We start from the raw sequence: 13,343 nt of genomic DNA, 5'->3' as shown, positions 1-13,343 counted from the left end.
ACAAGATCCGATGGTTGGATTTTTGTCCGAAAATGCGTGTTGATGATGAAATTTGTATTTATTTTTATGATGTGTTGCCTTTTTCAGATTCAGGCAGCGGTGTATTCTCAACAGGCGAAAGTGTCTGTGGAGTTTCGGAACGTGTCGTTGGAAAAAGTGTTTCAAGAGTTGGAACGACAATCTAATTGTAGTTTCCTTTACAATCACCGGGTGGTGGAAGCTCGGGGTAGGGTGAGTATTCAAGTTGTTGATAAAGAGTTAAGTCAGGTTCTTGACGAGTTGTTGACAAAATTGGGACTGGGGTTTACTTTCGATGATAATCTGGTGATTATAAAAGAACGTACTTCGATGTGGGGGAAAGATTCTGTTCAAAAAGGATTGCGGATCGTGGGGAGAGTCGTTGACGAAAAAAAACAGGCCATGCCCGGCGTGACGGTGAAATTGACGGGAACGACTTTAGGAACGGCGACGGATTCCAAGGGAATTTTCACTATGACGTTACCTTTGGCCAAGGGGGCGTTAGAATTCTCTTTCGTGGGCTATAAGACGCAGAGCTTGACTTTTTCGGCAACCACGCGAGATACGATTCGAATCGTGATGCAAGAAGATATACAGGCTTTGGATGAGGCGGTTGTGGTGGCATACGGAACGACAACCCGTCGGGAGGCAACCGGGGCTATCTCGGTGATTAAAGCGGATGAATTGAGGGGAATTCCGTCGGGGAGTATTGCCAGCCTGTTACAAGGACGGGTCGCGGGAATGGACGTGACGAACATTACCGGGGCGCCCGGGGGAGGTGGGACGATTATTACTATCCGGGGATATAATTCTTTGGACGTGGAACAGAAGAGTCGCCAGTTTTCGAATCCCTTGTGGGTGGTTGACGGGGTGCCATTGAATTCGTTTACTTCACCGATTACGGGTACGAACCTGTTGGCCGAGATAAACCCCGATATGATTGAATCCGTGCAGGTCTTGAAAGATGCCTCGGCAGCCTCTATTTATGGGTCTCGTGCGGCAAACGGCGTGATTATCGTGACAACGAAAAAAGGACGAGCGAATCAAAAGGCTACTTTTTCAGTCAATGTTTCCCAAACGTGGAGCGTGTTACCTAAGTTACCGACGCTGATGGTCGGACGGGCTGAACGATGGTGGCGGATAAAGGCATTGCGGAATATGCCTAAAGCTTATCTGGATTGGGAAAACAGGCAATATAAATACCCTAGTTCTATATCCGAGATGGAAAAGAATCGATTATCTTTTTTGGATTGGTTTTATCCCAAAAGTGATTCACAACCGGCAGACGGGATTATTCTTCAGGATAGTTTGAATGCGTTTTATAATCATGCCACGAATTTCTTTCCAATGTACTTTGAAACGGGGAAAGTGACGAACGCGAATATACAGACCTACGGGGGATCGGACAGGATAAACTATGGTATCGGTTTGGGATATTATAACGAGGCAGGTGTGTTGAAAGGAACTGGATTTAATCGTGTCGATTTAACGACCAACCTAAACGTCATCCCGGCAAATCGTTTAAACGTGGATTTGCGTTTCTATCTTTCATTGACGAATCGTAAAAGAAGTTCCGAGAATCAAATGGAAGGTTTTCAAACCAGTACGAACGTGGATGTTATTCCCGGTGATCCTTTTGAATTGACAACCCTACTTCCCGGTAAAGGGAGCGTGGTGTGGGACGAGGTGTTGAAATCTCTTCAGGGTATAAAAGAAAAGAATCGATCCGTGAGGGGAAGGGCCAACATAAAGATCGGGTATGATGTGCTGGATGGTTTGAACGTATCGACCTCTCTTGCTGCGGATTACTCGATTCATAGGCGGCATTATTTCTCTCCGTCTTATCTGGATACGGACGGGTATTCTATAAGCATAGGGGAGACCGGAATTAACGTGATGGCCTTGAGCGAAACCATGTTAACCTACACGAAGACACTTAAGGAAGACCACACGTTTAATGTGCTTGCGGGGTTTTCCTACCAATATGATCAAGAGGAATATAATGGGGGCAGTGGCCGGAATTCTCCCAGTGATAAGATCCAGTATGTACCAAGTGGTTTCCCGACGTTAGCGGAAAAAGAAATTTACGATTATAAGGAGGTGATTCCCTTGCAGGCATACGAATCAGACATGAAAGAAAAATCCTTACTATCGTGGTTTGCCCGTTTGGAGTACGATTATCAGAAAAAGTATTTCATTTCAGCAAGTTTTCGTCGGGATGGAAGTTCAACCTTCGGGGCGAAAAATAGATGGGGAACCTTTCCTTCCATTGCCGGGGGATGGAATTTTAGCGAGGAGAGTTTTATCAAGGATAATCTGGAATGGTTGAGTTTTGGAAAGATCAGGGCCAGTTGGGGACGTTCCGGGATGCATTTCGAGGAGTGTTACTTGGCTTTGGGATCGCTGTATTCCGGACAGCCGTTTATGGGAGAGAGTACCTTGTCGTGGGGAAACGGGTTGTATAACGAGGAGTTATCGTGGGAGAAAACAGACCAGTATGATTTCGGGTTGGATATGGATATGTTCAATTATCGCTTGGGTTTGACGTTAGATTATTACTATCGTTATTCAAGTGATAAGTTATGGCAGATTGAATTACCGGGGGATTATAACGGTTTTGCTTATCAATGGAGAAATGCAGCGGCGGTATCTAACGAAGGGATTGAATTGTTGATCCGGTACGAGATATTCCGGAATGATAATTTGTATTGGAAGATTTCAGTGAACGGGGCCAAGAATTGGAATCGATTCGAGAAGTCATACACGGGGGAGGATATTCCCCGAATTGGTATTATCGGGAAGGCTTTAAATGGGATATATGCCTTGGCGACAGATGGTTTTGTGAATAAACAGGATGAATTGCCTGTTACTTACAATAATGCGGGAATCAGTTCTTATTTGAATAATGGAGATAAAAGTACATTTTATAAGCCGGGAGATTATAAATTTATAGATGTAAATGGGGATGGAATTATCAGTGAAGATGATCGGATTTACCAAGGGAGTGCCTTACCTGTCGTGACGGGAGGTATCGTGAACGAGGTTCGCTGGAAGAATTTCGATCTGAATATGTCGGTTACTTTCCAGATCGGACGACATATCGTGAATACACAAGCAAATGCCTCGCTAACGACAAGTTATCCGAACGAAATTTTGCATCCGTTTTTGCTGAATATGAATAAGCAGCATTTCTGGCAGCAGCCGGGAGACACGGGAGCGAGATACACGCAATGGCAAACCGATCAAGGGGTTGGGAACTATAATACTACAGATCGGGATGTGGAAAAGGTGAATTGGTTAAAGTTAAAAACATTGTCTATCGGGTACACGTTGCCGACATCTTTAATGAAATCTTGTAAATTGGAACAGGTACGTTTCTTCGTGAGCGGGGAGAATCTTTTGTCTTGGCACAATTATTCCGGTCTCGATCCCGAAATCGTGGACGTGCGCACGGGATTCGATGATGGGAAAAATTATCCCTTGGCACGTAAGTTTACATTGGGTTTAACGGTTAAATTTTAAGCAGATGAGATATTTTATTATTCTAATAACAAGCATTTGGTTGCTTGCCGGGTGCGAGGATCTTTTAGAAATGGAACCTAAGAATTCCTTGACTTACGGGAATAGCATGACAGAGAAAGAGTTGGAAGCATCTGTTCGGGGGGCGCAAGCGATTATCAGGACTTATATGATGATGCACTATAATAATGGTTCAAATTATGTGAATGGTAGTTATGCTGATGAGGTGGAATATACTCTTTCTTTGAGACGGAATCTGGACCCGCAAGTGATTCCGGGTGGAGATTGGGGGCAGCAATATAACGTGATTTCCGTGGCTAACCGGACGATATATTTAGCGAAACACAGTGATCTTGATCAAGATCGGAAGAATTTGTATCTTGGTCAAGGGTATTTTCTAAAGGCTTTTATTTATTATGATTTATTGAAAGAATGGGGGGAGTGCGTGTTGATTAAAGATGAGGTGGAACCCGAGCCGGTGGCTAAATCCCCGTGGACGGAAATTGCAGATTACGCGATAGAAGTGGCACAGGAGGCCGTGGATGCATTACCCGATTTCTCGGAAATAAAGGATTCTAAAGGGCAGTTTGCCCGCTATAAATCAACTCCTTGTAAGGGTGCAGCGAATGCTTTGTTAGCTCATTTATGCGCATGGAAAGCCGGGGGAAAGTATTTTGCCCGGGAAGACCAGAGAGATTACGACGAACGGGAACTTTGGCTAAGAGCGGAACGGGCTTGTTCGTGGGTAATCGATTCGTCTATTTATCAATTGGCCTCCTCCCCGGAAGAGGTTTGCACGGAGGTCATGGTTGGGGGGAGTAAGGAAAGTATTTTCGAATCCGTGTACAAGGACCAATGGGTGGAAATGGGGGGCATGTGGGAAGCGTTGAAATTCAATCCTGCAAAAGATTACGAGAACTGGCCGATTAATAATCTTGCCATGCCTTCGGACAATGAATGGAATGCTTTTAATATTAAAACAACGACTGTACAGGAGATGTTTCCCGATGGTGATTTGCGTAAAGACGCTTATTTTTATAAGTTTGAGGAAATGGCCCATCCGGATAGCGTGGAAATAACTCATGGCTTTGCTTATCCCTATAAATGGAGATATGGTTATTATAAAGATGATGGATGGGGAAAATATTGGCGTAATATTAATCAAAACAAAATTTGGTGGCGTTTAGCTGATATTATCCTGTTGCGGGCAGAATGTCGGGCTCGTTTGGGAGGGGAATATGTTGCTGGGGCGATAGAGGATTTGAACACGATTCGCCGCCGGGCAAATGCTAAACTCTATTCTTCTTCAGAATATGGCGGGGATTTACGTTATGCAATTTTTAAGGAACGGGAGAAAGAGTTGTTGATGGAGGGATACCGGTATTATGACGTGATCCGGAATGGATACGTGCGGACGGAGTTGGAAGAAGGTTTCCGAAAAGCCTCCGATCAAGATTTTATAGACGGGTGTTTCTTTAATGCAATTGGAAGTGGCGCATTTAGTAAAAATACGTTGATGCGCCAGAATTCATACTGGTTGCGGTATATGTAATTTAGAATTTTAAAATTTAGAATAATGAGAGTTATAATATTGATATTGTGTTGTATGGGAGTTTTGAGTGCTTGCACGCAACAGGATGTGATTAATTCGGGAGTATCGTCACCTTACCATGATTGTAACATGATGGATTATATGCGTGGAGATACCTATAATTGGGAATTAACAGTACAAATGATTGAACATGCCGGGTTGACGGATTTGTTCGAGGGAAAAGTGGACACGATGCCGGTGATCACATTTTGGGGAATACCTTCTTATTCCATACAACGTTTTATTTTTGATTCACACGAGAATGAAGATTTGACGAAGGTGTACACGAAGGTTTCGGATATTCCGAAGTCGCTTTGTAGGGAATTCCTGTTGAAGCACGTTACGAAAGGAAAGATTTTAAAGGAGGACATTGCTTATAAAAATAAAGAGTTCGAGATCAATGAATCGGGGCAGGACGGGGGAACTTGGATTACCTGTTTGGCGGGGAATCGTTTTATCGCTTACCGGGAGGGTAGCGATTACGCCGGGGTACCGGATTCCGGAGAGGTAAGTTTGAGATGCTGGTCGCCTTCGTGGGGAAAGATTCCCATGTCTTCTCCGGATATTCAACCGACGAATGGCGTGGTACACGCGTTGAATTACTCGTATCGATTAGGACATATTTAATTGGATGGTTATGAGAAATATAATATGGATATTGTTTGTGGCGGTCTTGACTTCTTGTCAGGATGTGACCATTGGGTTCTTAAATGTTGAAAAGGCCGGTTATGAAATTGATTCATTGGAAGTAAAGGCTGTTTTGGATAATGCTGTTCCGGAAATTATCCCTAACCCGGAATACGAGGAATATATTGATATGGGATTTGATCCTGAAAGTTGCATTGAAATGGGAATTTATCCCACGCTTGAAATAGGAGGAGGCGAGGATTATACACGGGATAAATATAACATCCCGTGGACGAGTACCCCGATTGAAGGGGTGGACGGAACGGCTCCGATTTATGTTTCGATTAAAAGCGTGGTGAGTAATGATGGAGATGCCGGAAAATTGAAAGCCGTGTTGACCGTGAAAGGAGATGGTATGTTGAATGTGCCTTGTCATCATGATATTCCCGTGGGACGTTATGTGATTTCGCTTACATTTTCGAACGAGGGGTATTCTAAAGACGTGGATAATTGTTTCACGATTATCGTGAAATAGTGTGTTTTTAATTTCGATTTGTTAGATTTGAAAGTCGGGTTAGCATAATATGCGGCCCGACTTTTGTTGTTTTCTTTGTTGGAATACGGGATTTATCTTCGTGCGGGCTTGGCTATTTTGTGAGATTGACGGTCGAAAAATTTATTTGAGGGGGACTGAACAAGATATTATTAAACTACGTATGTTTGCGTAGTTTTAATATACAAAAACAAAAAATGATAAAGGAGAGATTCCAAGGAATCTAGCAATTATGAAAACAGGTGTAAGCGATTTGCCCCGATCGATGAATCAGGGAAATGAGTTCTTAATGTTACGGGAAAAAAAGCACAGTGTTAGGATTGAAGGTGAGGGATTCGTGGTGCGTGAATGGCGTTTTTCGGATTGTGATTCTTTAGCCGAAAATGCCAATAATGAGAAGATTTGGAATAATGTTATGGATCACTTTCCGCATCCATACACGAAACAAGATGCTTTTGATTATATCAGTATGGTTCATGCCATGCCTGCTCCTTCGATGCGATTCGCAATCGAGGTGGATGGGAAAGCGGTAGGAAGTATCGGGTTTGGTTCAGAAGGTGATATTGAACGGGTAACTGCCGAAATCGGTTACTGGCTGGGAGAACCTTACTGGGGACGGGGAATCATGCCTAGAGTCGTGGCTGCCGTCACGCGATATGCGTTTGAAACGTTCGGTTACCAAAAACTTTACGCTTTGGTTTTTGATTACAATCCGGGATCCATGCGTGTATTGGAGAAAGCGGGGTATCAGTTGGAGGCGGTGTTGCACAAGGCGGCCGTGAAAAATGGGAAGGTGATAGATTTCTATTATTACAGTATCATGAAAGAGAATTAATTAAAAAAGCAGTATCCGTAAGGATGCTGCTTTTTTAATTTCATGTTTACCAGTTGATTTCTTGAATACCCTTACTTCGTAGAAAAGCATTGGCTTTACTGAAATGTTTACAACCGAAGAAACCATACTCGGCAGAACGGGGAGAGGGGTGTACGGTGGTTAACACAAGATGTTTGCGAGTATCAATAAGTGACATCTTTTGTTTGGCATAACTTCCCCATAACATGAAAACCAAGTTCTCCCGTTCATCACTTAATTTTTTGATCACGGCATCGGTAAAAATTTCCCAGCCTTTGTCTCTGTGAGATCCCGTTTCGTGCGCCCGAACCGTGAGTACCGAGTTTATGGGGAATACCCCTTGGGCTACCCAATGGTCCAGATTCCCGGAGGTCGGGATGGGTGTCCCTAGGTCCATGTGTATTTCTTTAAAAATATTTGCCAGAGAGCCGGGAATAGCTACCCCATCCGGAACGGAAAAACATACCCCGTAATATTGGCCCGGATTAGGATAGGGATCTTGTCCCAAGATGACAATTTTTACTTTTTCAAAGGGGCAGGCGTTGAATACATGAAATATCTGGTGTCCCGGAGGAAGTACATGAGCTTTCTTGTATTCACTCTTGACAAACGCCACTAATTTCTCGAAATAGGGCTTGTCAAATTCATCCTGCAAGCGTTGTTGCCAACTTTCTTCTATTTGAACCTTCATAGATGCGTTTGGGTTGCTAAACGAAGACAAAAGTAAACATATTTTTCATTCGTTTATTTCCATTTTTTCAGAATTTTATTGTTTTACAAAGCTTTGATATTCATGATAGGTTTGATCGTGTCGATGATCGTTGCCGTGTTTTGTATCGCCTGCATGATCAAATCTTTATCTTTATACGCCATCGGGGATTCATCAAGGGTTTGTCGGCAGACGGAGGTGGAATAGATGCCTTCCATTTCTTTCGTGAATTCCTCCATATCCAGTGTTTTCAGAGCTTTGTTTCGGGCAAGCACCCTTCCGGCTCCATGAGGGGCGGAACAATTCCAATCCGGGTTACTTTTTCCTTCACAAATCAACAATCCGTCACGCATGTTGAATGGAATAACCATTTTTTCACCTTGATAAGCCCGAATGGCTCCTTTTCGGATGATCCAGTCAGTCGTGTCGATGAAATTATGCATGGAGTAAACCGTATCCACGGCTTGGTAATTTTCACCCAAGTCTTTGAATATGGCTCTTGCCATGGCTTTATGGTTGAATTGCGCGTAAGTTTGAGCAATAACCATATCGATAAGATATTCATACATGTCTTCTCCTTCAAGCATATACTCCCTTTTCCCGATGTGGTAACGCTTGTTTAATTCTTCCAGTTTCTGGGGAATATCACTTGTTGGTAGTGTATCACGCGTGATACACTTGAATTCTTCATGGTACTCTTCCGGAAGAACGGTCGTTTTATGCATTTTCTTGGCATGATAATTACACACCTTCAACCCGAAATGACGAGAACCGGAGTGAATGGTCAGGTAATGTGATCCATCCTTGGCAGATTCTCCCAGCTCGATAAAATGATTTCCACCACCTAGTGTACCCACGGAACAATAGAAGGTACTTTCTTTGATACCGATTTTCTTACACAAGCTGGTGATATATTCTTTATCGACTAGAATGGAATCTTTGGTTTCCCCGAATCGCTGGAACCATTTTTGTTGAAAGGCATGAAGGTTATTATTCACGGTTTCAAAATAGGGGATAATCCACCAGTCATCCAAGTTCTTCTCCTTTCGGATATGCATTCCCATGGGGATGGAACGCCGGATGGCGTGGTCCAGTGTAGGGAATCGTTCTTCTTCGATTCGCTGGTTTAATTTGAACGTGGTGACGGAACAACCGATGTCTACACCAATATAGTTCGGGTTGACCATTCGTGTCACGGGCATGGTGAATCCGATCACGATTCCCTTACCCACGTGGGTATCCGGCATGATTCGTACTTGTACTCCGGCAGAGATTTCTTGATTCAGAATGTTCCGGACCAACTCGATGGCCTCGGTTTCCACTTCGTCGATAAAGATTTTGCAATCTTGATTATATGTTCCTTTTAATTCTATCATAATTTTTGTTTTTAATATACGCGAAGCAACGGGCAAACAAGGATCGTACGGGATTCGAACCCGTGGTGACCACTTTAACGAAGTAACCCTGTTTTACGGCATCCGCGTGAGTTTCATTTGTAAAAAACAGGAGTAACAAGCGAGAAAGGAAACGGGGCATGACATGCCGGAGTCGAACCGGATAGTCTCGTCGATTTTACGACCTCACTATTCCTCCCCTAAACTGAGTCGAAGTAACCCTTCTCTACGACATCCTGTTTTAGTAATTTAAAAGCAAGGCTACAAGCGATAAGAGACTGTTTCCTGCTCTACCCACTGAGCTACACTCCCTTGTTCGTGATTTACTGATCGTGGAAGTGGCGGGATTCGAACCCGCGACCCGGGCGTTATATGCGAAGTAACTCTTGTCTACGGCACTTGCTTTATACTGTTGTTTCAAAGAACGCTTTTATATTTCTATTTTCATTATTTCGTTGACAACCGAGGAACCTTGTTCGATATAATATATCATATCGAATATTTTTTCGCTCCACCCGCTGACGAGGATTACGTTACCGTTGTCTTTGGTCATGCTGTTCCCGTAACCTCTCAAGTCAACCGTGTAGACTCTCACGTCCGGGTTGATCTTCAGGTATTTCTGGAAAAGGCGGTTGAAGTTTTCTCCCCGATTTCCTTTGTGATCGTACCAGTTACACCCGTCACCGACTTGACAGTCAGAGAATATAACGATTCTGTCTACAATTGTTTTTGATTTTATCAAATATTCCATGTAGTCGAATATTCCTCTTTCCGTTGCCGGGCCGCATTTCTTGGCAGCTTGGTTAATGATGTTGAAATTCTCGAACACGTTTACCGAGCGACTCAAGTTCGCATCAATTAACCGATCACCAAACAGTCCGACGTAAGTGTCTTTGCATTTGTTCCAATACAACACGGCAAACAAGTTGGCAATATCCGAAGTTTTCCGTTCGCTCATGGCTGACACTAGGGATTTCCCACCCCGGTCCCCGTACATACTTCCGGAGTTATCGGATAGTATCACGGTTTTTCCCTTGCGGGTCGGGATATTGTCACAACTGATTACCAGCGCTTTTTCCAAAGCTGCCAAGGCTTTCTTTATTTTCGCTTTTTCTCCTTCGAATATAGAGGTTTCTTTGGCCAGTTTGTCTATTTCCAAGAATGCTGACAGGTAACGGAAAGGCATCTGTTTCGCTTTTTTGATCCGGTATTCGTTTGTCAAGATATTCAAGGTCATATCCAATGCTTTATCAGTGCTTTTCGTGACGATATTCCGCAAGTTGCGTAATAGAGCCATATAACCCACTTGACCGCTTGACACGAGTTCCTCCCATTTTTCGGAAACAGCGTGGGCTTTCGCTTTCTCGTTTTCGAACGCTTGTTTACCTAGTTCGGATAATTCGGTTTCCCACGTGTAAGGAATAGCCAGTTGCCCCGATACTATTTTGTCAAATACAGCTTGTTGTGCTTCATCCTTTGCTTTCGGGTGAACCAGAAACAAAGCGTCTCGCAGGCTTACAGCCGAGTCGGTGTTGTATTTGGCGAATTGATACTCGTCAAACCTGTTGAACGATTCGATCAATCCTTTTTGTATTTGTTTTGACAATCGGTTTAACTTTTTGGTTCCTTCCCGTGTGTTGGCGATTTGGTAATAGGCGAGTATTTCGGTGATCTCGTCAGCTCGTTTTACTACGCTTGCTACGGTACGTTTTACAATTTCGTTACCGGAATACAATCTTGCCAATTCAACAACCAGTATTATCGGTACTGAACGCAAGTTCATTTCCGAGCGAGCATATGCCGCGAGTCTGGCTACAAACTCGGGACTGCATTTCGCGATCAGGTTTTTGATCCTGCAAACACGGACAGGGTTTGATTCGTAGTATGAATCATCAACCATGCAGGTGACTACGGTTGAATAGAGTTCCATTTCCGGCGTCATTTTGTAAGCCTTGGCTCCCATGTAATTCACGGTAGTGTCTTTTCCTTTGTTTGTAAAATTGAATTTCATAATTGTATCTTTTTTTGTTTTACACCACAAAGATGCATAGGTGGGTGCGCAAGCTTTTTGCGTAACTGAAATTATTTTCATATTTTTGAAAAAATAATTTTTATCCTGTTCTTATGCCAGCGAATCGTAATGCCCTAATCCGTTATAAAACAATAGATAATTGCCTGCGTAACAAATATAGAAGATGGACGCTCGAAGATTTGATTGACGCGTGTTCCGATGCCTTGTACGAGTACGAGGGGATCACGAAAGGAATCAGTCGACGCACGATTCAGATGGATATACAGATGATGCGTAGCGAGAAATTGGGGTATAATGCCCCGATCGTGGTATATGATAACAAATACTATAAATACGAAGACGAGGAGTATAGTATCACGAACACACCCTTGTCGGAACAGGATTTGAAAGTGATGTCGGAGGCCGTGGAGGTGTTGCGCCAGTTTAAAGGGTTCTCTTATTTCTCGAATATGGGGGATATTATCAGTCGTTTGGAGGATCATGTGACTTCAGCCCGTCAGAAAACAATCCCGGTGATTGATTTCGAGAAGAACGAGAGTCTGAAGGGGATTGATTATCTGGATATGATTTATCACGCGGTGGTGAGCAAACAAGTGCTGCGGATGAAATACCGGTCTTTCAAGGCCCGATCTGCGTCCTCGTTTTTGTTCTATCCTTATTTACTGAAAGAGTACCGGAATCGTTGGTTCGTGTTCGGGGTAAAACAAAGAACGTCCGTGCTTGTAAATTTGGCCCTTGACCGTATTCATAGCCTTGAGATTGCTAAAGAGGAATCTTACAGGGAAAACACGGTGTTTGATCCGGTCACGTTTTTTGACGATCTTGTCGGGGTGACTAAAAACACTGGATCAAGGGCTGAGGTGGTTCGTTTTTGGGTAGATCGACTCAACGCTCCATACGTGGAAACCAAACCCCTGCATAAGTCGCAACGGGTGGTGGAAAGACAAAAAGACGGGTCTATCGTGTTCGAGATAGAGGTGGTTATAAATCAAGAGCTAAGACGGGAGATTTGTGGATTTGCCGAAGGGATTCGGGTGTTATCACCGCCTGTTCTGGTACATCAGATGGCATCCAAGTTTCAGCAGGCAAATGATTTGTATCGACAGGAATAGTTTTAGATTCCTTTTTTGATAATGGTATAGCCGAAGAATCCTTTTTCTAGGGTTAGTGTCCTAGTTGCGTTCGTACGTGTCTTGTTATAGGTGGAGAGTGAAACCGGGAGTTTTTTTCGTGTCCCGTTTTCGAAAATTACTTGCAGGTAATATTCTTTTCTTTCCCCGGCTGGAACATAACGGTGGTTTCCGACTCTACGGGTTTGCTTGTGTGTTTCGATATGTTTTGAGAGTACGGTTACTTTTTCTTCCCGAGTAGAAGACGGATCAGCCAATATAAAATTCCCGCCTAATATTAAGAAATAACAGAGAGCGCTTACATGAAATAGATGGCATATACCATTCAATATTTTACTATTGGAACGAGTTAACCATTGCCAGTTTTTATACAAGAACAGAGTAGCGATAGCGAGTATAAGAGCCATCGAGAGAGGTTCCCACCAATCAATTAGTGTTTCCCCGTAAATGGCATATCCGATTCCCCAGGCTATCATGGCGAGTAGCACGGTTACGTAAGGGATGATTTTGATGAATAGCGCTTTCATAACGATTCTTGTTCGGTTGCAAAAATAAGAAATATTTCTGGTAGATCAACGGGAGGCCTTGGTCGCCTCCATGTCTGTCCGACTTTTACTACGTGTTACTTTTTTAGCGACCACAAAAGTAGAATAAGAAAGAATTTTTTCCAGTATAATTCGAACAATTTATTTGATTAGATTTTTACTCTATGGTCATTTGGTTGACCTTCTGGTTGACAAAATGTATGGGATTTCTTGCTGATTCTGGTTTTCGGTTTAATTCTTGGTTTAAACATTGGGCTGAAAATGACATTTTTTGAGATAAAAGAAAAGAGAGTTACAACAGTAACTCTCTCATTTTCAGTGGTACCACCAGGAATCGAACCGGGGACACAAGGATTTTCAGTCCTTTGCTCT

The 13,343-nt window shown here is 43.2% G+C and carries 11 protein-coding genes; 6 read left to right on the top strand and 5 right to left on the bottom strand.

Annotated elements, in window-relative coordinates; translation table 11 throughout:
- Positions 1-42: 42 nt before the first annotated feature.
- The 5 genes from QVC79_RS14300 (at position 43) to QVC79_RS14280 (ending at position 7,143) form a co-directional block, all read left to right on the top strand.
- Positions 43-3,540, top strand: coding sequence for a SusC/RagA family TonB-linked outer membrane protein (locus QVC79_RS14300; protein ID WP_287642503.1), 3,498 nt, complete (start codon positions 43-45; stop codon positions 3,538-3,540).
- 4 nt (positions 3,541-3,544) lie between these two features.
- Complete coding sequence (locus QVC79_RS14295; protein ID WP_270593249.1) at positions 3,545-5,089, top strand: RagB/SusD family nutrient uptake outer membrane protein; 1,545 nt, start codon at positions 3,545-3,547, stop codon at positions 5,087-5,089.
- Between the two features lie 24 nt (positions 5,090-5,113).
- The gene (locus QVC79_RS14290) at positions 5,114-5,755 is read left to right on the top strand and encodes a hypothetical protein (RefSeq protein WP_270593250.1); all 642 of its coding nucleotides are present in this window, start codon (positions 5,114-5,116) and stop codon (positions 5,753-5,755) included.
- Between the two features lie 10 nt (positions 5,756-5,765).
- Positions 5,766-6,290 carry a hypothetical protein gene (locus tag QVC79_RS14285; RefSeq protein ID WP_270593251.1) on the top strand — a complete coding sequence of 175 codons (525 nt, stop codon included), beginning with the start codon at positions 5,766-5,768 and terminating at the stop codon, positions 6,288-6,290.
- Between the two features lie 250 nt (positions 6,291-6,540).
- Positions 6,541-7,143 (top strand): GNAT family N-acetyltransferase, encoded by a 603-nt coding sequence (locus QVC79_RS14280; protein WP_270593252.1) that lies wholly within the window; start codon positions 6,541-6,543, stop codon positions 7,141-7,143.
- Between the two features lie 46 nt (positions 7,144-7,189).
- Here the strand turns inward: QVC79_RS14280 and ung are convergent, their stop codons facing one another.
- The 3 genes from ung to QVC79_RS14265 form a co-directional block, all read right to left on the bottom strand.
- Entirely contained in the window at positions 7,190-7,852 is a 663-nt protein-coding gene (ung, locus tag QVC79_RS14275; RefSeq protein ID WP_124317155.1) for a uracil-DNA glycosylase, read from the bottom strand.
- 83 nt (positions 7,853-7,935) lie between these two features.
- Positions 7,936-9,246 carry an RtcB family protein gene (locus QVC79_RS14270; RefSeq protein WP_270593281.1) on the bottom strand — a complete coding sequence of 437 codons (1,311 nt, stop codon included), beginning with the start codon at positions 9,244-9,246 and terminating at the stop codon, positions 7,936-7,938.
- Positions 9,247-9,694: 448 nt separating this feature from the next.
- Positions 9,695-11,275 (bottom strand): TROVE domain-containing protein, encoded by a 1,581-nt coding sequence (locus QVC79_RS14265; protein WP_270593283.1) that lies wholly within the window; start codon positions 11,273-11,275, stop codon positions 9,695-9,697.
- Between the two features lie 113 nt (positions 11,276-11,388).
- On the opposite strand from QVC79_RS14265, the gene QVC79_RS14260 reads away from it, so the two are divergent.
- Positions 11,389-12,408 (top strand): helix-turn-helix transcriptional regulator, encoded by a 1,020-nt coding sequence (locus QVC79_RS14260; protein WP_270593284.1) that lies wholly within the window; start codon positions 11,389-11,391, stop codon positions 12,406-12,408.
- 2 nt (positions 12,409-12,410) lie between these two features.
- On the opposite strand, the gene QVC79_RS14255 is transcribed toward QVC79_RS14260, so the two are convergent.
- Together QVC79_RS14255 and QVC79_RS14250 are read right to left on the bottom strand one after the other, a co-directional pair.
- Positions 12,411-12,953, bottom strand: coding sequence for a hypothetical protein (locus QVC79_RS14255; protein ID WP_270593285.1), 543 nt, complete (start codon positions 12,951-12,953; stop codon positions 12,411-12,413).
- Between the two features lie 167 nt (positions 12,954-13,120).
- A partial coding sequence (locus QVC79_RS14250) for a hypothetical protein (protein ID WP_287642502.1) occupies positions 13,121-13,343 on the bottom strand: 223 nt, incomplete at its 5' end.

The sequence above is a fragment of the Butyricimonas sp. genome, from assembly GCF_019423355.1.
GTDB classification, from domain to species: Bacteria; Bacteroidota; Bacteroidia; order Bacteroidales; family Marinifilaceae; genus Butyricimonas; species Butyricimonas faecihominis.
Note: the sequence above shows the minus strand (reverse complement) of the source record. Positions and strands in the feature narration are given on the sequence as shown.